Genomic DNA, 18,727 nt, shown 5'->3' on the forward strand with positions numbered 1-18,727 from the left:
GGCGACATGGCCGAGGTGAGAAGCCACCGGAAGATCACGTTTTTCATCGCTCTGGCGCTGTTCGCGCAGGAGTCGACCTGGAACTTCTACGACAACCAGGTGCCCGTGCTGCTGCGCGAGCACGTGACGAGCGCGGCGCTGGTCGGCGCGCTCATGGGCATGGACAACCTGCTGGGGATCTTCATCCAGCCCTGGATCGGCAACCGCTCCGACAACACCCGCACCCGCTGGGGCCGCCGCGTGCCGTACCTGGCCGTGGGCATGCCGCTGGCCGCCGTGCTCTTCGTCTTCCTGCCCTGGACGACGTCGGCCACGATGCTGATCGCCGTGATGGTCGGCTACGCGCTGGTCGCCAACACGATGCGCCCGCTGGCCGAGTCGCTGGTGCCCGACTTCATCCCACCCGAGCGACGCAGCCGGGCCAACGCCGTCGTGAAGATCGCGGCCGCGCTCACGATCATCGTCGCCTCGCTGATCAGCCTGCTCGTCGTCGATGACCACCCGCACGCGGCGTTCGCCATCCCGTCGGCCATCCTGCTGCTCATCACGGTGGTGATGGTCGTGAAGGTGCGCGACAGCCGCTCGACCGGCTACCAGCAGGCACTGGCCGAGGACGCGAACGCCGCCCCCGGCGAGGCGCGGGTGCCGTTCCGCCAGGTCGTCCAGGACATCGTCTTCGACCACGACCGTCGCCGCCTGCTGTTGCTGCTCACGGTCATGCTGTTCGGCGGCGCCTGGTTCGCCTCGAGGTCCCTGATCACCCCGTACGGAATGGAAGCGCTCGGCCTGACCCGGGGCGAGGCGGGCGGGCTGACGCTGCCGAGCGGCATCGCCTACGTGATCGCCGCCTATCCGGCCGCCCTGCTGGCCGAACGCTACGGCCGCCTGAAAACGATGGGCGTCGGCATGGCCATCTTCGCCGCGGCCCTGGCCGCCGGCACGGCAGTGCAGACAGCCACCGCCACCGTCGTGGTCTTCTGCGTGGCCGCAATCGGCGCCGCCGCCTTCCTGATCAACGCAGCCGTGGTGCTGTGGAACCTGGCCCCGTCAAGCCGCGTGCTGGGCACCTACACCGGCCTGTACGCCGTCACCTGGTACCTGGGCGGCTTCGCCGGCCCCGCCCTGATCGGCGGCGTGGTCGACCTGACCGGCTGGAACACCATGCTGCTGGACATCGCCGTCCTGGCCACCCTGGCCATCCTCGTCCTGACCCGCCTGGGCCGCCTGCAGACCCGCACCGAAACCCCGATCCTCAAGTGATCCACGCCAGGCCCCCCGACCGCAGCTTTCCTCCGGCCGACCACGCCACTCCTCCGATGAAGGGCGCCATGCCGACGATTCTGATCACGACCGATTACCTCCAGCCCGGCGACGAGGTGGACACCTATCTGCGCGGGCAGGGTTTCACGACGCGGCACGATCCGATGCGCGGAAAGCGGTCGGCGGACGCGCTCATCGCAGCGCTCGACGGTATGGAGGGAGCGTTGATCGCCAACGAGCCGATGACCGCTGAAGTGCTTCGTAGCGCGCCGTCGTTGCGGGCGATCGTGCGCACAGGTGTCGGCTACGACTCGGTCGACGTCGAGGCGGCGGCTTCGCTGGGTATCAGCGTGAGCAACCTGCCCGGCATCAACGCCAATGCGGTTGCCGAGTACACGATCGGCCTGATCCTGGTCCAGGCCCGCAATCTGATCGGCCTGGCCACCGGGGTAGCCGCCGGCAATTGGCCCCGCGGCGACGGCTTCGAACTGCACGGCAAAACCCTGGGCATCATCGGCCGCGGCGCGGTAGCCCAACGACTGCGCCCACTGGCCGAAGCCTTCGGTATGACTGTCATACAAGAACCATGGGAAGCAGTCTTGCCCGAGTCCGACTTCGTGTCGATCCACACCTCGCTCACCGAGAAGACCCGCCACCTGATCAACGCCGCAGCCCTGGCCCGCATGAAGCCGACCGCCCACCTCATCAACACCGCCCGCGGCCCCATCGTCGACGAAACCGCCCTGGCCGAAGCCGTACGCACGGGCCAGATCGCCGGCGCCGCCCTGGACGTCGTGGACACCGAGCCACTCCCGGCCGACAGCCCACTACGCAACTTCGACAACATCACTGTCTATTCACACATGGCCGGCCAAACCACCGAGGCCCGCCACAACGCCGGCCTCTACGGCGCCCACGAACTAATCGCCGCCCTCGCCGGCCACCCGAAACACCCGGTCAACGCCGTCCCGGCTAAAGCCATCAATCGGCCGGATCGATGAACCCCGGACAAGCCGCAGCCGCCACTGTCCCAAGCGGATATGCACTCCACTTCGCTGAAGATGGGGCAGCCACGAAACACCCAACACCAACCGCCGCGCAGCCGCACCGTCTCGCGGACAGCGCCAAGAGGCGATCCGGCCTGCGGGTAATGCGCGAACGGCGAACCTGCCGCCGCGGCGCCTGTCCAAGCGGATATCCACACCACCTCGCGGTGGGCGGCACGAGACCAAACCGTCTCGCGGAGAGCGCCACGCACTGCCGACAGCACCAAGACACAGGACCAGTCAGCGGACAGCGCATGTCGGCTGGCCCGGCTTCCACGGCGGCTTGCTCTAGCGGATATCCACACCATTTGGCGGTGGGCGGCACGGGACCGGAGCGTCTCGTGGAGAGCTTCGCGCCTCGTCGAGTGCGCCATGGCGCTGCTCCGGTCTGTGGACAAGGCATAGCGGGTGCTCCGGTCGTCGGCGTGGCTTGCTCATGCGGATATCCACACCGCTTTGCGGCGCGTGGTGGGTGGCCGGGGTGGTCTGCGACGGGGTCGACCTACAGCTTGGAGGGGTTATGGATGCTGATGTGATTGTGGTGGGGGCCGGGCTGGCTGGGCTGGTTGCGGCGGCTGAGCTGGCGGCCGCGGGGCGGTCGGTTCTGGTGGTGGAGCAGGAGCCGGAGCAGAGTCTGGGTGGGCAGGCCTTCTGGTCGTTCGGGGGGCTGTTCCTGGTGGACTCGCCTGAGCAGCGGCGTATGGGTATCCGCGACTCGTACGAGTTGGCCTGGCAGGACTGGCTGGGAAATGCGGGCTTCGACCGGGCCGAGGACGAGTGGCCGCGGCGCTGGGCCGAGGCCTACGTCGGGTGGGCGGCCGGTGAGAAACGGGCCTGGCTCAAGCAGCAGGGCATCAAGCTGTTCCCGATCGTCGGCTGGGCCGAGCGTGCCAACAACTCCGTGCCCCGCTTCCACATCACGTGGGGCACCGGGCCCGGCGTGCTCGAGCCGTTCCTCGCGGCCGTTCTCGGCAGCGACCGCGTCACCATCGCGCACCGGCACCGCGTCGACTCGCTCATCACCAGCGGCGGCACCGTCACCGGGGTCGCGGGGCGGGTGCTCGAGCCGAGTGCCGTCGCCCGTGGGCAGGCCAGTTCTCGGCTCGAGGTCGGCGAGTTCGCGTTCACGGCGCAGGCCGTCGTCGTGACCTCCGGCGGTATCGGGGGCGACCATCACCTCGTACGCCGCAATTGGCCGGCTCGTCTCGGGACGCCGCCCGAGCACATGATCAGCGGCGTGCCCGCCCATGTGGACGGGCGGATGCTCGGCATCGCCACCGAGGCCGGGGCGGCCGTCATCAACCCGGATCGGATGTGGCACTACGTCGAGGGCATCCAGAACTGGGACCCGATCTGGGAGCGCCACGGCATCCGCATCCTGCCCGGCCCGTCCTCGCTGTGGCTGGACGCGCGTGGGCGCCGCCTGCCCGCTCCGCTCTATCCGGGGTTCGACACGCTGGGCACCCTCGCCCACCTGCGCACGACCGGGCACGACCACAGCTGGTTCGTGCTCACCCAGCGCATCATCGAGAAGGAGTTCGCCCTTTCCGGCTCCGAGCAGAACCCCGACCTGACCGGGCGCAGCGTCCGCCAGGTGCTGGGCCGCGTCCGGGCCGGAGCGCCCGCGCCGGTCGAGGCGTTCAAGCGCAACGGCGCCGACTTCGTGGTCGCCGACGACCTGGACGAGCTGGTCAAGGGCATGAACGCGCTGACCTCGGAGCCGCTGCTGGACCCGGCGGACGTCCGGCGGACGATCGAGGCCCGCGACCGTGAACTGGACAACGGCTTCGGCAAGGACCTGCAGATCGCGGCCATTCGCAACTTCCGCCACTACCGCGGGGACCGGTTGATGCGCACGGTTGCGCCCCATCGGCTGCTCGACCGGTCGGCCGGGCCCCTCATCGCCGTACGGCTGCATGTTCTGACCCGGAAATCGCTCGGTGGCCTGCACACCGATCTGGACGGCCGGGTGTTGAACGCCGCCGGCCAACCCGTCCCGGGGCTGTACGCCGCGGGCGAAGCGGCCGGATTCGGTGGCGGTGGGATGCACGGTTACCGCGCACTCGAGGGCACTTTCCTCGGCGGCTGCCTGTTCTCCGGCCGTCAGGTGGCCAACGCACTCAAGAAATGAGGCAACAAATGACCGAGGTACGCATCCTCGCCCCGACCGGCATGCTCGGCGCCGGCTTCCCGCCGGAGACCGTCACGCGCGGGCTCGAACTCGGCGCCGACGTCATCGCCGTCGACGGCGGCTCCACCGACTCCGGCCCGTACTACCTGGGTTCCGGCACGGCCAAGACCGCCGCCGCGGCCGTCACCCAGGATCTGCGGCTGCTGCTGAAGGCGGCCGCGAGCGCCCGGATCCCGCTGATCGTCGGCTCGTGCGGCACCAGCGGCACCGACTCGGGCGTGGACTGGGTGGCCGGCATCGCCCGCGAGATCATGGCCGCCGAGGGCCTCGACCTGCGCATCGCCGTCATCTACAGCGAACAGCATGCGTCCGACCTCGATCTGCGACGCATCCGCCCGCTGCCCCCGGCCGGACCGCTCGACCCGGCGACCCTGGCCGACTGCACCCACATCGTCGGCATGATGGGCCACGAGCCGATCGTCGCCGCGCTCGAGGGCGGCGCCGACGTGGTGCTGGCCGGACGGGCCACCGACACCGCCATCGCCGCCGCCGTGCCGCTGATGCGGGGCCTGCCGCCCGGCCCGGCCTGGCACGCGGCGAAAATCGTCGAGTGCGGCGGGCAGTGCACGACCAACCCGCGCGCGGGCGGCGTGCTCGCCACCATCGACGAGCACGGTTTTACCATCGAACCGCTCGACCCGGACAACACGTGCACACCGCAGTCGGTTGCCGCGCACATGTTGTACGAGACGGTCAACCCGTACTCGATGCGCGAGCCGGCCGGCACCATCGTCGTGTCGGAGGCCGCCTACAGCGCGGTCGACCATCGACGCGTACGGGTCGAAGGTTCTCGTTTCGAGCCGGCCGAGCAGCACACCATCAAGCTGGAGGGCGCCCGCGTCACCGGGTACGAGACGATGTCGTTCACCGCGATCCGCGACCCGCACATCCTCGGCCAGATCGACACGTGGGCCGCGCTGCTGCGCAAGATGATCGGCGAGTGGGTGACCCGCGCCCTCGGCCTGGGCGACGGCGACTACGAGTTCGACCTGCGGCTGTACGGCTACGACGCGATCCTCGACGGCATCGAGCCCGACCGCAGCCCGCCCAAGGAGGTCGGCGTGATGCTGCTGGTGCGCGCGGCCGACCAGGCGACCGCGACGGCCGTGGCCAAGGTGGTCAACCCGCTGATGCTGCACCTGCCCACACCCGACATGGACTATCTGCCCAGCCTCGCCTTCGCGACCTCACCGGCCGAGACGGAGCGTGGCGCCGCCTACGAGTTCGTACTCAATCACGCTGTTGACGTGGATTCCCCCACTGCCCTGTTCCGCATTCACCGGCTGGAGGCCACCGATGCCTGAGACCCGCACGATCGCCGACCTGGCCGTGGAGGTCCGCTCCAAGAACGCCGGCCCGTTCTGGGTGACGATGGAGGTTTTCCTGCGCGACCAGGCCGGCTACGAACTGGTGTCCTTTCTGGACGCTCCCGTCATCGCCCGCCTCTACGGCGTCGACCCGGCCGGCGTCCAGATCTTCCGCGTCCCGGCCCTCAACGTCGTGAAGGTCTCGTTCCCGCGCCCGGTCTCGCAGGGGAGCCTGCGCGACCGGGACATCCACGCCGGCCAGCATCACGTTCCGCTGGCCCGGCTGCCGATTACTGGTCTTCGGTCTTCGTGAGCACCTTGAACGCGGCGTCGAGGTCGACGTCCCACTCGGCGTTGTCGGCCGCGCGCACCTCGACCTCGTACGCCACGCCCTGGTCGTCGCTCTTCTCGACGTCCAGGACAGTGCCGCCGGGGAAGGCTTCCAGGGCTGCCTTCTCGGCCGCGGCCCGGTCGGTGGCGCTCACCGCGGGGTCGGCCGCGTCGGGCGTGTCGGCCTCCTGGGTGAGCACCTTCAGGTCCTTGTCGAGGGTCACGTCGACCTCGCTGCCGTCGGTCTTGCGCACCTCGACCTCGTACGCCTCGCCCTGGTCGTCGCTCGTCTCGACGTCGATGACGGTGCCGCTGCCCACGGCCTGCACGGCGGCGTTGCCGACCCGGTCGCGATCGTTGCCGCTGACGTCGGGGTCGGCGTAGGCGGCGGTCGCCCACACACCGCCCCCGATCGCGAGGGCGGCCACGGCCGCGGTGCTGACAAGGACGCGCTTGCTACGGAGCTTCGTGATGTTCATACGCAGAGCTTGCGGGAGGCTCGCTGAACCCAGCCTGAAAGCGCACGGTGAATCGCGCCCCGCCCAGCTTCGACCGGGTGACGGCCACCGTCCCGCCGTGCGCGGTCACGATTTCCCGGACGATGGCCAGGCCGAGCCCGCTGCCGCCGGCGTCCCGGGCCCGCGCCTCGTCCAGCCGCACGAACCGGTCGAAGACGCGTTCGCGCTGGTCGTCGGGAATGCCGGGGCCGTCGTCGTCGACCGTCAGCTCGACCCGGCCCGCACTCTCGCGCACCCCGACGGCCACGGCGCCGACGGCGTGCCGGGCCGCGTTGTCGGTGAGGTTGCGAACCACCTGGGCCAGCGCCGACGCGTCGCCCCGAACCCGGCCGGGGCCCACGTCTTTCGTGTCGACAGCGATGCCCGTACGACCGATTCGCCGCCCTTCGGCGAGGGCCAGGTCGTCCAGATCGACGTCCTGCCGGGCACGGTCACCGCCACCGTCGTCGGCCCGGGTCAGCAGCAGCAACTGGTCGACCAGCCGCTGCAGACGGGCCGACTCGGCCAGCACCGTCTCGGCCAGCTCCCCGTCCGGCAGCGCCCCCGGATGGGTCTGGGCGACCTCCGCCACCTGCCGGATGCTGGCCACCGGCGACCGCAGCTCGTGCGAGGCGTCGGCGACGAACGCGCGCTGCCGGTCGCGGGAGTCCTGCAGGCGTACGAGCATCTGGTTCATGGTCCGGGCCAACCGCCCGATCTCGTCCCGCGAAGCCGGCTCCGGCACCCGGCGGTCCAACCGGTCCCCGGTGATCTCCTCCACCTCGCGGCGGATCCGTTCCACCGGGGCCAGCGCCCGCGACGCGACGACCCACGTCACCCCGCCCACCAGCAGGACCAGCAACGGCAGCCCGACCGCCAACGGCGTGACCAGCGCCTCGGTCGACTCGTCCACGTCGTCCACCGGAACCGCCACCGAGACGCGAGAACCGCCCTCGCTGTCGACCACCACGAGGTACTGGTCGTCGCTGTCAGGCAGGCGCACGTCGTCGCTCGCCCTGTCCGGGAGTGCGACGCCGGACCGCTCGACCGTGCCGTCGGCCGAAGTGATTTGCCATAGCAAATCGTCGTCGGGCGCCGGCCGCTCGCCCCGCTGCAGGATCGCCTCGGCCCGCTGCTCGGCGGTCGCCGCTATGCCATCACTGATCGATTGCCGAACGAGGAACACCAGCACGAAGGCGCCCACCAGAAGGGCCACCGACACGACCAGAACGGCCGCCGCGGTCGTCCGCACCCGGACGTCAGCCACCACTGCCGCCACCCAGCCGATACCCGGCACCTCGCAAGGTCTCGATCGCCGTACGGCCGATCTTGTTACGAAGGTGCCGGATGTAGACCTCGACAATGTTGGGATCGCCCTCGAAATCGGCATCCCAGACCCCGTCCAGGATCTGCCGCTTGGACACGACATCCCCCGGATGCCGGGCCAGGAAGGCGAGCAGCGAGAACTCACGCGTGGTCAGCTCGACCTCGGTGTCGCCCCGCCAGACGCGGCGCGCGGCCGGATCCAGGCGCAGGTCGCCGACGACCAGCTCGGTCGGCCGCTCCCGGGCGCCGCGCCGGCTCACCGCGCGCAACCGGGCCACCAGCACCGGGAACGAGCACGGTTTGGTCAGATAGTCGTCGGCGCCGGTGTCGAGACCCTCGACCTGATCCCACTCACCGTCCTTGGCCGTGAGCATGAGGATCGGGGTCCAGTCCTGCTCGGCCCGCAGCGTCGCGCACACCTGATAACCGTTGAGACCCGGCAACATCAGATCAAGAACAATGGCGTCGTACGTGTTCTCGCGCGCGAACCACAACCCGTCCACCCCGTTGTGAGCGACATCGACGGCGAACCCTTCCGCCTCGAGCCCGATCCGCAACGAACGGGCCAGCCGCTGCTCGTCATCAACGACGAGAACGCGCATAGGTGTACCTCCAGGAAGCGGCCGATCCGCCATCCTCCCCCACCTACCCTGAACCCCACCTGAACACGCCCACCGCAGCCGCCGTTACGGCCGCACCTTCGGAGTTTTGGCCACGACCGTGCTCTCGGGCACCCCGAGCACGGCATCCTAGGAACCTAGCTCATTTGTGTCCTCTCGATTCAGCGCGAGCGGGAAGCGAGCCGACCTCAGGCGTCGCGGCGGTACAGAAGGAAAGCGCCGAGGACGAGGGCGCCGCCCGCCCACGCCGCCACCACACCGAGCGCCGACCACGGGCCCAAGGGCAGGATGGCGGTGTCGACGGTTGTCGTCATGGCCTGGACTGCTGTGGCCGGCGTTGTGCGGTAGAGGATTCGCTGCCAGTCCGGGTCGGGCAGCATGCGCAGGAGCATGGGCATCAGGAAGAGCAGCGACAGGACTATGCCGAGAGCCGCCGCCGAATTGCGCACTACGGCGGCGGCCCCCAGGCCGAACAGCCCGATCAAAATCAGGTGAAGCACCGACACGACGGCGGCCCGCACCAGATCGCCGCTCGGCGTCAATCCGAGCACCGCCACCCCCACGCCGAGCACTGCGATCGGCGCCACGAACGCGGTCAGCAGCCCAGCCTTGGCCGCCAACAGATCGAGCCGCCGCGGGACGGCAAGCAACGTCGCCCGGATCAGGCCGCTGCTGTACTCGGCGGCCAGCATCTGTACGCCCGCCGCCGCCACCGCGGCCTGCCCGAGCCGAACCCCCAACAGTCGCAGTTGCACCGGATCGACCGCATCGCGCCCGAGCGCCACTCCCCCAGCGATCAGCAGCAAAGCCAACGCCAACGGCACCACAAGGCCGGGCCCGCCAGTGCTCAGTTTGGCCCACTCGGCTCGCCACGCCGCCCTCACGCCCGACACCGCCCGGCAAAGTCCACCCCGATGACCGCCAGACCTGCGGTCGCACGAACGGCGGCACTGAGACCGGCATTCGCAGCGGCGGAACAAACGCCGGGTTCCGGCGCAGAAGCCAGGTTGCTACAGCAACCACGGACGCGGCCCCGAACGCCATCACGGCCCGCGGTGGTAGCACGACCGACGGTAACAGCGACGGGACTCATGCCGGACTCCGGCGAAGGCGCCAGGTTGCTGTAGCAACGGCGGCCAGCGCCCACAGCGCCAGCACGGCGAGGCCGGCCCACGGCGGCAAAGGGAAGTAGCCGTCGGCGACTGTCTGGGGGCGGGAGAACTGGGGGTAGGCGCCGACGCTCTGCTGGATCGCGAACGCGGCGGCCGGTGTCACGCGCAGCAGCCAGGCGCCGACCTCGGGCGGCAGGACCGAGGTCACGGCCAGGATCGGGGGCGCGACGAGCAGAGCCGCCACCGTCAGGACCGCGGGCACGGCCCGTCGCAGCAGGGCCCCCACGCCGTACGCGAAAACGCCGGCCAAGGCCATCAGCAGGGCTGTGCCGAGGGCGATCCGGAGCATGGTCGGCCCCGAGACGTCGAGGATCACTACCGCGTTGGCCCGTAGGAGGCGCGTCGCGACCGGCAGCGTCAACCCGACGGCGATCAGGCCGACCACCAGCGACACTGCTCCGACGACGGCGGCCTTGGCGGCGGACACACGCACCGGGCGGGGCATCGCGGTCAACGTCGTGCGGATCGTGCTGTGCCGGAATTCGGCCGTCCCGCACAGCACGCCGACGACGATCAGGGCCAGCAGCGCGGCGAAGAGGCCGGTCAGCACGCGCTCGACGGCCAGGCCACCCTCGGTCTCCAGGCCGATGTCGCCCGCGCCGGCCACGGTGAACACGCCACCGGCCTCGGTGTGGCCGGGCGGATGGGTCTGTTCCCACGTGGTGCGGTGGTCCGAGTAGCCGACCAGGCTTTCGCTCCACCCACCAGCCGGGCTGACCTGCGAGAATTCGGCCGTGGCCTGGGTCCAGCGGGCGGACACGGCGTGACCCCCCTGCGGGTTCTCCTCGACGGTGAGACCGCTCGGCGACGTCACGAACAGGCCGATCTGCACGGTCGAGGGCAGGCCGTCCAAGCGTACGGTCTCGATCTTTTGCCAGGCCGTGCCGTCCGGCGACACATAGCCGGTGATCCGGTTGCCCTCCCGGGAGAGCCGTAGCCAAGAACCGTCGGATGCGGCGGCTTTGTCGTGGGTGAAACCCGATTGCATGCGTACGCCGTGCGAACCCGTCACCATCACGGCCGCGTAATCGGCGCCGGGTTTCGTGCCGTCCTTGACCATCAGGCCCGCCTTGGCCCACGGCACCACACCGCGCACGATCTCGTCGTGGTTCGGCGGCGGGTACGTGATCGTGCCGTCGAGCGCTCCGACCTCGGCGGTGATCGACCCGTTGCCGGTCAGAGCCTGATGCACGAACGTGAACTGGTCGGCCACCGATCGGCCGGACGAGTCGGTCGGCGGGGCCGGGCAGTCGACCTCCTGCGTCCCGGCCATGCACGACATGGTCACGCCGGTCGCGGCCAGGCACCCCAACGCCACGACGATGAGCGCGGCCGCAGCCGATCCCAGGACCCAGCTTCGTACGGTGCGGAACTTCAGCCATTCGGCCCGCATGATCATCGGATGCCCCCGACGCCCGCGGTGAGATCGAGGTAGGCGGCTTCGAGCGAGGAGTACGCACCGATCAGCTCGTTCACACCCGCGTCGGCGATCACTCGGCCGTGTCCGACCACGACCACATGGCCGGCCATATCTTGCAATTCGCTCATGAGGTGACTGGAGACGAGCACCGAACGGCCATCTTCGGCCAATCCGCGCAGTAGATCGCGCATCCAGACGATGCCCGCCGGATCGAGTCCGTTGAACGGCTCGTCGAGCAGCAGCACCGGCGGATCCCCGAGCAGCGCGGCCGCCACCCCGAGCCGCTGCCGCATGCCCAGCGAATAGCCGCCGGCCGCCCGCCGCCCGGCCGCCGCCAGTCCGGACCGGTTCAGCACCTCGTCGACCCGGCTGTCCGGGAGATCCTGGGACCGGGCCAGCCAGCGCAGGTGATTGCGGCCGCTGCGGGCCGGGTGCAACGCGTGCGGATCGAGCAGCGCCCCAGCATGCCGCATAGGACACGGCAGGTCGGCATACCGCCGGCCGTCGATGGTCGCCGTCCCCGCGTCCGGCCGGTCCAGTCCTAGGATCATCCGCAGCGTGGTCGACTTGCCGGCGCCGTTGGGCCCGACAAACCCGGTGACGCGCCCGGGCTGCACCACAAACGTCATCCCGTCGAGTGCAACCGACGGGCCGAACCGCTTCCGCAATCCGTTCACTTCGATGGTCGTCATGCCGCGAAGTTCTACGCGGCCACACCTAACCCCAGCGCGACGAACACTGTTATGCCGCTGTCACACCCTCGTGGCGACGCCCGGCTCGATGAGCGGTTCCACCAGCGCCCAGCCGGGCATGGCCGATCTCGTGCGACAACGCTCTCCGGACGGAACGAGCCCACTGCGCGAACGGACAGCAACGACCAATTTCGGTGCGGCTTTCTGAGCGAACGCCCGGAAAGACCAACCTCCGCGCGGTGGACGTTGTCATGTCGGTGTCACATCCAGGCGGGCATGCTGTGCGGATGGGCGTCCGGCTGCGTTTCACCCTTCTGTACGGCGTGTTGTTCCTCCTCTCAGGGGCCGGGCTGCTCGCGATCGTCGCGGCCTTCGGCGTACGGTCGACGCGGCCTGCGGGCGAGCCGATCGACCCGGCGACGATGGAACAGATCGACGCCGCCGCCCGGGCCCACAACCGGCAACTGGCGGTCGGGGCGATCGTGGCTCTGACGTTCATGTTCCTGATGTCGCTGCTGCTGGGCCGGGCGGCCGCGGGACGAGTGCTGCGGCCCTTACGCACCATCACCGCCGCTACCCGACGGATCAGCGCCGACAACCTGCACTCGCGGCTGGCCGTCACCGGGCCGGCCGACGAGGTCAAGGATCTGGCCGACACCATCGACGACCTGCTGGGCCGTCTCGAGGAGTCGTTCGCGGCGCAGCGCCGGTTCGTGGCCGACGCCTCCCACGAGCTGCGCACACCGCTGGCCACGATGCGCGCCACGATCGACGTGGCCGCGGCCAAACCGGTGCCCCCGGCCGAAGTGGTGCAACTGACCGGCCGCGTACGCACGGAACTGGACCAATTGGAACGTTTGCTCGAAGGCTTGCTCGTGCTGGCCCGCGCCCAGCACGGCGCCCTCGATGACCGCACACCGGTGACAGTGCGCTCGCTGATCCCGCCCGGCACCCCGGTCGACGGCGAAGACTTCCTCACCGTCGGCAATCCCGTGCTGCTGGCCCGCATGGTCTCCAACGTGCTCGACAACGCCACCCGTCACAACGAGCCGGGCGGCTGGACGCGGGTGACCCTCTCCCCCGGCTCCCTCGTGGTCGAGAACGACGGCCCGGTCCTGGACCCGGAACAAGTGGCGACACTCGGCCGTCCGTTCCGCCGCATCGGGGTCTCCCGCACCGGCTCGGGCACCGGGCTGGGACTGGCCATCGCCGCCGCGGTGGCGTCGGCCCACGGTGGATCGCTGATTCTGCGGGCCCGCCCCAGCGGCGGGCTGCGCGTGGAGATCCGCCTGCCCGTCGGCGCGCCGGCCGAGCTCGAGGAGCAGCAGCTGTGAGGGTTCCGCGCATCGCCGGTGTGTCCGGGTCAGGCAGTGGGAGGCTGCGCGGACAGAACGGAAGGGACGGTCGTGAGGGTTCTGGTGGTGGAGGACGCGGTGGCGCTGGCCGAGGTGATCGCCGAGGGGCTGCGCGACCAGGGTATGGCGGTCGACGTGGCGCTCGACGGCCTGACGGCGGCGGCGAAGCTCGACATCAACCCGTACGACGTGGTGATGCTCGACCGCGACCTGCCCGGCCTGAGCGGCGACACGCTGTGCGAGATGATCACCGGTCGCGATGGCCGGCCGATGGTGCTCATGCTGACCGCCGCCGGCTCGGCCGACGACCGGGTGCGCGGCCTCACCCTGGGGGCCGACGACTACCTGGCGAAGCCGTTCCACTTCCCCGAGCTGGTGCTGCGCGTGCGATCGCTGGCCCGGCGCCGGCCCGGGGCGACGGCCCGCACGCTCACCGCCGGCGACCTCGAGCTCGACCCGATCCGCCGCACTGCCACCCGGCTCGGCACCCCGCTGAACCTATCGGTGAAGGAGTTCGCTGTGCTCGAGGCGTTGATGCGGGCGGCGCCGGGCTACCTGAGCAGCGAGGCCCTGCTGGACCAGGTGTGGGACGAGAACGCCGACCCCTTCACCAATACAGTCACGGTGACGGTCGGTCGCCTGCGCCGCAAACTCGGCGATCCACCCGCCATCGTCACCCTCCCCGGCGTCGGCTACCGCATAGCCGGCATCGGGTAGCTCGCGGGATACAGCCGACTGGCCGACCTGCTTATTGCATTGATGTTTCCGAATGGTTGACAACGCTGTCACGCTTCGCGCAATCTGGGAGCGCTCCCAAATTCCCTGGACTCGAGGTGACCCATGAGATTGCGTAAGAGATGGCTCGGCGGGCTGGCTGCGGCAGTTGTCGCGGCCGGACTGGGGCTGGCGGCTACCGGTCAGCCGGCGGCGGCGGCGGTGGGGATCAAGGTCAGTGGCACGCAGATCCTCGAGGGCAACGGCAATCCGTTCGTCATGCGCGGGGTCAATCACGCGCACACCTGGTACGCGGATCGATTCTCGTCGCTGGCGGACATCAAGGCGCTGGGGGCCAACACCGTCCGCGTGGTGCTGAGCACCGGGGACCGGTGGACGAAGAACGACGCGGCCGACGTCAGCCGCGTGATCGCGGAGTGCAAGCGGCTGCGGCTGATCTGCGTACTCGAAGCTCATGACACGACCGGGTACGGCGAGGACGCGGCGGCGACCACGCTCGCGAAGGCCACCGACTACTGGATCGGCATCAAGAGCGCACTCGACGGGCAGGAGAACTACGTCGTCCTGAACATCGGGAACGAGCCGTACGGCAACACGAACGCGACTGGATGGGTCGCCGACACGAAGAGCGCGATCAGCCGGCTGCGCGCGGCCGGGTTCGCGCACGCGCTGATGGTCGACGCGCCCAACTGGGGACAGGACTGGCAGTTCATCATGCGGGACAACGCCGCTTCGGTGTTCGCCTCCGACCCGCAGCGGAACACGATCTTCAGCATTCACATGTACGGGGTGTTCGACACCGCGGCCGAGATCAGCGACTACGTCGGGCGGTTCCAGACCGCGGGGCTGCCGCTGGTGATCGGCGAGTTCGGGCACAACCACTCGGACGGCAACCCGGACGAGGACGCCATCCTCGCCACCGCCCAGGCCCGCGGCATCGGCTACCTCGGCTGGTCGTGGAGCGGCAACGGCGGCGGTGTCGAGTATCTCGACATGGTCACCGGGTTCAATCCGGCCGCGCTGACCTCGTGGGGCACCAGGCTCTTCAACGGTACGAACGGCATCAAGGCCACCGCCCGCGAGGCCACCATCTACGGCGGCACCACACCGACCACGCCGCCGACCACGCCGCCGACCACGCCCCCGACGACCCCGCCCACCACGCCGCCGACGACTCCACCCACGACTCCGCCGGCGACCGGCGCCTGCACGGCTGCTTACGCCGTGACCGGCTCGTGGGGCAGCGGCTTCCAGGGCGAAGTCAAAGTCACGGCGGGCGCGGCCGCGATCCGCGGTTGGACCGTCACGTGGACCTGGCCCAGCGGTCAGCAGTTCTCCAATACGTGGAACGCCACGGTGACCACGAACGGCAGTGCCGTCACCGCACGCAACATGTCGTACAACGGCAATCTCGGGGCCGGCGCCAGCACCTCGTGGGGCTTCACCGCCTCGAACGCCGGAACCAACACCGCGCCGACCGTAAGCTGCGCCGCCGCCTGACGCTTGTGCGCCGGGCTCCCGATTCCTGCGCGACCGCCTGACTGTGTGCGCCGGGCTCCCATTCCTGCGGTGCCCGGCGCACAGCCCGAGGGAGGCTGAGCTCTCCATTTGTGCGGGGCCCGGCGCACAGCCCGAGAGGAGGCCGAGCTCACCATTTCTGCGGGGCCCGGCGCACAGCCCGAGAGGAGGCCGAGCTCACCATTTCTGCGGGGCCCGGCGCACAGCCGAAGGGAGGCCGGCCAACGAAAAAGGGAGCTCGACGCACGCGCGCCACCAGCTCCCTCTTAAAGTTATAGCGGAGTGCCCGTCTTGCGGCAAGACCCCCCGTTTCGCGCACAATCGGCCGGAACACAAGGGGGAAGTCGAACCATGACCAGCTACATCCTGGACCTGACCGAGATCAGCCCGGCCGACGTCGCCCTGGCCGGCGGCAAGGGCGCCAACCTGGGCGAACTCTCGCGGATCGACGGCGTCCGGGGGTTGCCCGGATTCTGCGTGACGACCGAAGCGTTCCAGCGAGTCATCGCGGACACGCCGGTCATCGGCGCCCTGCTCGACCGGCTGTCCGAGGCGAGCACCGCTGATCTGGCGGAAATTGCCGCCGACCTCCGCCGCGCGATCCAGACGGTCAGCATGCCTGTCGATCTCGTCACCGCCATCACAAGACAGCTGACCTGGGCACCCGCGAAAACGGATACCCACACCACTTCGGCCCCGGCCGGCGACCACCACGCCCGCACACAAACGGATACCCACACCACTTCTGCCGAGAGCGGCGAGCAGCACGTCCACACACAGCCGGATGTCCACACCACCTCCGCCCAGGCCAGCGACCACCACGCCGTCACACAAACGGATACCCACACCACTTCAGCCCAGGGCGGGCAACAGCACTTCTCCACGCAAGCGGATACCCACTCCGCTTTCGGCCGGGGCGACGACCGCCGCGCTACGACCGAAATGGATAGCCACTCCAGTTCGGGTTGGAGCGGCGGGTCGGATGCTTTCGACGGGGTGGACGCGGAAGCCGCGTATGCCGTTCGGTCGAGCGCGACTGCTGAGGACATGCCTACGGCCTCGTTCGCCGGGCAGCACGACACGTACCTCAATGTGCCCGCGCGCGAAGTGCACGACCACATCCGGCGGTGCTGGGCCTCGCTGTTCACCGACCGGGCCGTCAGCTACCGCCGGCACAACAAAGTCGACCACCGCCGCGTCCACATGGCCGTTGTCGTGCAGCGGATGGCTTATCCGCTTGCGTCCGGCATTCTGTTCACGGCCGACCCTGTGACGTCCGACCGTGCGGTCAGCACCGTCGACGCCGGGTTCGGGCTCGGCGAGGCGCTGGTGTCGGGGCTGGTCAACCCGGACGTCTACCGTGTGCGCGACGACACCGTCATCGCGCGGACCATCGCGGCCAAGCAGCTCACGATCCGCCCCCGGCCCGAGGGCGGCACCGAAGAGCGGGCGGTCGACCCGGAACGCCAGGAGCGGGCCGCTCTGGCCGACGACGAGGTCCTGACCCTCGTACGGCTGGGAAGGCTCATCGAAAGCCACTTCGGCCGCCCGCAGGACATCGAGTGGTGCCGCGACGACGACGGGTTCGTGATCGTCCAGAGCCGGCCGATCACCACCCTGTTCCCCGTACCGCCCATCAACGACGACGAGAAACACGTGTACGTCTCGGTCGGGCACCAGCAGATGATGACCGACCCGATGAAGCCGCTCGGGCTGGCCTTCTGGCAGATGACCACCCCACGCCCGATGGCCGAGGCCGGCGGCCGCCTGTTCGTCGACGTCACCGAGATCCTGGCCCGCCCGTCGAGCCGCGGCAATCTGATCGACGCCCTGGGCACGTCGGATCCGCTGATCGGCGGCGCTCTGCGCAGCATCGTCGAGCGCGACGGCTTTCTGCCCGACCGGCCGGACGAGGGCACGGCCTGGGTGCCACCGGGCAGCGGGGCGCCGATACTCGAGGCCGACCCGGCTGTCGTCACCGAACTGATCGAGGCCGCCGAGCAGTCGCTGGCCGTGCTCAAGCGCGACATCGAGCCGCTGACCGGGCCCGCGCTGCTCGACTTCATCCGGGCCGACCTGCCCGTGTTGCGCGCGATGCTGCAGCAACCGCGCAGCATGCAGGTGATCATGGCCGGCATGAACGCGGCCGGGTGGCTCAACGAGCACATCCGGGACTGGCTGGGCGAACCGAACGCGGCCGACACGATCGCCCAGTCCGTGCCGCACAACGTCACCTCCGAGATGGGTCTGGCCCTGCTGGACGTGGCCGACGCCATCCGCCCGTACCCGGAAGTGGTGGTTCTTCTGGAACGGGGCGGGATCGACGAGCTGCCGCCGGAGCCTCGGCGGGCCATTCAGGACTTTCTCGACGTGTACGGGATGAGGTGCGCGGGCGAGATCGACATCACCCGGCCCCGGTGGAGCGAGCGCCCGGCCACCCTCGTCCCGCTGATCCTGGGCAACGTCCGCAATTTCGAGCCCGGCGCCCGCGAGCGGCTGTTCGAGCAGGGCCGGCGGCAGGCGCTCGACAAGGAGCGGGATCTGCTGGCCCGCGTGCAGCCGGAACACCGCGACGAGACCAAACGCATGATCGATCGCGTACGCACGTTCAGCGGCTACCGCGAGTACCCGAAGTACCACATGATCGCCCGCTACTTCGTCTACAAGCTGGCCCTGCTGGCCGAGGCCGATCGGCTGGTGGCCGCGGGCGTGCTCGACGACCGGGAGGACATCTTCTTCCTCAGCTTCGACGAGCTGGCCGACCCGGGCCGGGCCACGGCCTTCCTGAGCGAGCGCAAGGCAGCGTACGAGTCGTATCTGACCGTCACCCCGCCGCGGGTGTTCACCTCGGACGGTGAGGTCGTCACCGGCACGTACGGTGATCAGGATCTGCCGCCGGGCGCGTTGGCCGGCCTGCCCGTCTCGGCCGGGACCGTCGAGGGGCGGGCCCGCGTCGTCCGGGACATGACCGGCGCCGACCTGGCCCCGGGCGACATCCTGGTCACCGCGTACACCGATCCGAGCTGGACGCCCGCGTTCGTGACCGTGGCCGGGCTGGTGACCGAGGTCGGCGGGCTGATGACGCACGGCGCGGTGATCGCGCGCGAGTACGGCCTGCCCGCCGTCGTCGGGGTCGAGCAGGCGACCCGGCTGATCACTGACGGTCAGCGGATCCGGGTCCACGGCACCGCCGGATACGTGGAGATCCTGGACTGATGTCGAGGGTTTTCCCCATTACATAGACAGAGCGCCATATAT

General features: G+C 69.8%; 15 protein-coding genes. 9 read left to right on the forward strand and 6 right to left on the reverse strand.

Features of this window, described 5'->3' with window-relative positions:
• The first annotated feature begins 6 nt into the window (after positions 1 to 6).
• From M1L60_RS31770 to M1L60_RS31790, 5 genes are all read left to right on the forward strand, one after another.
• On the forward strand, positions 7 to 1,260 hold the full coding sequence (locus tag M1L60_RS31770) for an MFS transporter (protein WP_253241234.1): 1,254 nt from the start codon (positions 7 to 9) through the stop codon (positions 1,258 to 1,260).
• Between the two features lie 68 nt (positions 1,261 to 1,328).
• Complete coding sequence (locus M1L60_RS31775) at positions 1,329 to 2,261, forward strand: phosphoglycerate dehydrogenase (RefSeq protein ID WP_253241235.1); 933 nt, start codon at positions 1,329 to 1,331, stop codon at positions 2,259 to 2,261.
• A 565-nt stretch (positions 2,262 to 2,826) separates the two neighbouring features.
• Entirely contained in the window at positions 2,827 to 4,437 is a 1,611-nt protein-coding gene (locus M1L60_RS31780) for an FAD-binding dehydrogenase (RefSeq protein ID WP_253241236.1), read from the forward strand.
• A gap of 8 nt (positions 4,438 to 4,445) precedes the next feature.
• On the forward strand, positions 4,446 to 5,801 hold the full coding sequence (locus M1L60_RS31785) for an acyclic terpene utilization AtuA family protein (protein WP_253241237.1): 1,356 nt from the start codon (positions 4,446 to 4,448) through the stop codon (positions 5,799 to 5,801).
• Positions 5,794 to 6,117 carry a DUF4387 domain-containing protein gene (locus tag M1L60_RS31790; RefSeq protein WP_253241238.1) on the forward strand — a complete coding sequence of 108 codons (324 nt, stop codon included), beginning with the start codon at positions 5,794 to 5,796 and terminating at the stop codon, positions 6,115 to 6,117. The genes M1L60_RS31785 and M1L60_RS31790 overlap by 8 nt, the downstream gene beginning before the upstream one ends.
• Here the strand turns inward: M1L60_RS31790 and M1L60_RS31795 are convergent.
• The 6 genes from M1L60_RS31795 to M1L60_RS31820 form a co-directional block, all read right to left on the reverse strand.
• Positions 6,095 to 6,613, reverse strand: coding sequence for a PepSY domain-containing protein (locus M1L60_RS31795; RefSeq protein ID WP_253241239.1), 519 nt, complete (start codon positions 6,611 to 6,613; stop codon positions 6,095 to 6,097). The genes M1L60_RS31790 and M1L60_RS31795 overlap by 23 nt on opposite strands.
• A complete protein-coding gene (locus tag M1L60_RS31800) occupies positions 6,591 to 7,901 on the reverse strand; it encodes a sensor histidine kinase (RefSeq protein ID WP_253241240.1) in 1,311 nt (436 codons plus the stop codon). Before M1L60_RS31800 ends, M1L60_RS31795 begins: the two co-directional genes overlap by 23 nt.
• Positions 7,891 to 8,559: a response regulator transcription factor gene (locus tag M1L60_RS31805; RefSeq protein ID WP_253241241.1), complete on the reverse strand. Its 669-nt coding sequence runs from the start codon at positions 8,557 to 8,559 to the stop codon at positions 7,891 to 7,893. The genes M1L60_RS31800 and M1L60_RS31805 overlap by 11 nt, the downstream gene beginning before the upstream one ends.
• Positions 8,560 to 8,765: 206 nt before the next feature.
• The gene (locus M1L60_RS31810; RefSeq protein WP_253241242.1) at positions 8,766 to 9,389 is read right to left on the reverse strand and encodes an ABC transporter permease; all 624 of its coding nucleotides are present in this window, start codon (positions 9,387 to 9,389) and stop codon (positions 8,766 to 8,768) included.
• Positions 9,390 to 9,666: 277 nt separating this feature from the next.
• Positions 9,667 to 11,148, reverse strand: coding sequence for a DUF1349 domain-containing protein (locus tag M1L60_RS31815; protein ID WP_253241243.1), 1,482 nt, complete (start codon positions 11,146 to 11,148; stop codon positions 9,667 to 9,669).
• Positions 11,145 to 11,861, reverse strand: coding sequence for an ATP-binding cassette domain-containing protein (locus M1L60_RS31820; protein WP_253241244.1), 717 nt, complete (start codon positions 11,859 to 11,861; stop codon positions 11,145 to 11,147). The genes M1L60_RS31815 and M1L60_RS31820 overlap by 4 nt, the downstream gene beginning before the upstream one ends.
• Positions 11,862 to 12,148: 287 nt before the next feature.
• Between M1L60_RS31820 and M1L60_RS31825 the strand changes: the two genes are divergently transcribed.
• The 4 genes from M1L60_RS31825 (at position 12,149) to rph (ending at position 18,685) form a co-directional block, all read left to right on the forward strand.
• Entirely contained in the window at positions 12,149 to 13,195 is a 1,047-nt protein-coding gene (locus M1L60_RS31825) for a sensor histidine kinase (RefSeq protein WP_253241245.1), read from the forward strand.
• Positions 13,196 to 13,267: 72 nt separating this feature from the next.
• Entirely contained in the window at positions 13,268 to 13,933 is a 666-nt protein-coding gene (locus M1L60_RS31830; RefSeq protein ID WP_253241246.1) for a response regulator transcription factor, read from the forward strand.
• A gap of 123 nt (positions 13,934 to 14,056) precedes the next feature.
• Positions 14,057 to 15,451 carry a cellulase family glycosylhydrolase gene (locus M1L60_RS31835; RefSeq protein ID WP_253241247.1) on the forward strand — a complete coding sequence of 465 codons (1,395 nt, stop codon included), beginning with the start codon at positions 14,057 to 14,059 and terminating at the stop codon, positions 15,449 to 15,451.
• Between the two features lie 369 nt (positions 15,452 to 15,820).
• Positions 15,821 to 18,685, forward strand: coding sequence for a rifamycin-inactivating phosphotransferase (gene rph / locus M1L60_RS31840; RefSeq protein ID WP_253241248.1), 2,865 nt, complete (start codon positions 15,821 to 15,823; stop codon positions 18,683 to 18,685).
• Positions 18,686 to 18,727 lie beyond the last annotated feature (42 nt).

Origin of the sequence: Paractinoplanes aksuensis (assembly GCF_024137025.1) — a bacterium.
GTDB lineage: Bacteria > Actinomycetota > Actinomycetes > Mycobacteriales > Micromonosporaceae > Actinoplanes > Actinoplanes aksuensis.

Excerpts from the sequence above, each read along its gene's own strand:
- M1L60_RS31815 (WP_253241243.1), bottom strand. The coding sequence starts at position 11,148 with ATGATCATGCGGGCCGAATGGCTGAAGTTCCGCACCGTACGAAGCTGG.
- M1L60_RS31785 (WP_253241237.1), top strand. The coding sequence starts at position 4,446 with ATGACCGAGGTACGCATCCTCGCCCCGACCGGCATGCTCGGCGCCGGC.
- rph (WP_253241248.1), top strand. The coding sequence starts at position 15,821 with ATGACCAGCTACATCCTGGACCTGACCGAGATCAGCCCGGCCGACGTC.
- M1L60_RS31820 (WP_253241244.1), bottom strand. The coding sequence starts at position 11,861 with ATGACGACCATCGAAGTGAACGGATTGCGGAAGCGGTTCGGCCCGTCG.
- M1L60_RS31790 (WP_253241238.1), top strand. The coding sequence starts at position 5,794 with ATGCCTGAGACCCGCACGATCGCCGACCTGGCCGTGGAGGTCCGCTCC.
- M1L60_RS31795 (WP_253241239.1), bottom strand. The coding sequence starts at position 6,613 with ATGAACATCACGAAGCTCCGTAGCAAGCGCGTCCTTGTCAGCACCGCG.
- M1L60_RS31780 (WP_253241236.1), top strand. The coding sequence starts at position 2,827 with ATGGATGCTGATGTGATTGTGGTGGGGGCCGGGCTGGCTGGGCTGGTT.
- M1L60_RS31835 (WP_253241247.1), top strand. The coding sequence starts at position 14,057 with ATGAGATTGCGTAAGAGATGGCTCGGCGGGCTGGCTGCGGCAGTTGTC.
- M1L60_RS31825 (WP_253241245.1), top strand. The coding sequence starts at position 12,149 with ATGGGCGTCCGGCTGCGTTTCACCCTTCTGTACGGCGTGTTGTTCCTC.
- M1L60_RS31805 (WP_253241241.1), bottom strand. The coding sequence starts at position 8,559 with ATGCGCGTTCTCGTCGTTGATGACGAGCAGCGGCTGGCCCGTTCGTTG.
- M1L60_RS31770 (WP_253241234.1), top strand. The coding sequence starts at position 7 with ATGGCCGAGGTGAGAAGCCACCGGAAGATCACGTTTTTCATCGCTCTG.
- M1L60_RS31775 (WP_253241235.1), top strand. The coding sequence starts at position 1,329 with ATGCCGACGATTCTGATCACGACCGATTACCTCCAGCCCGGCGACGAG.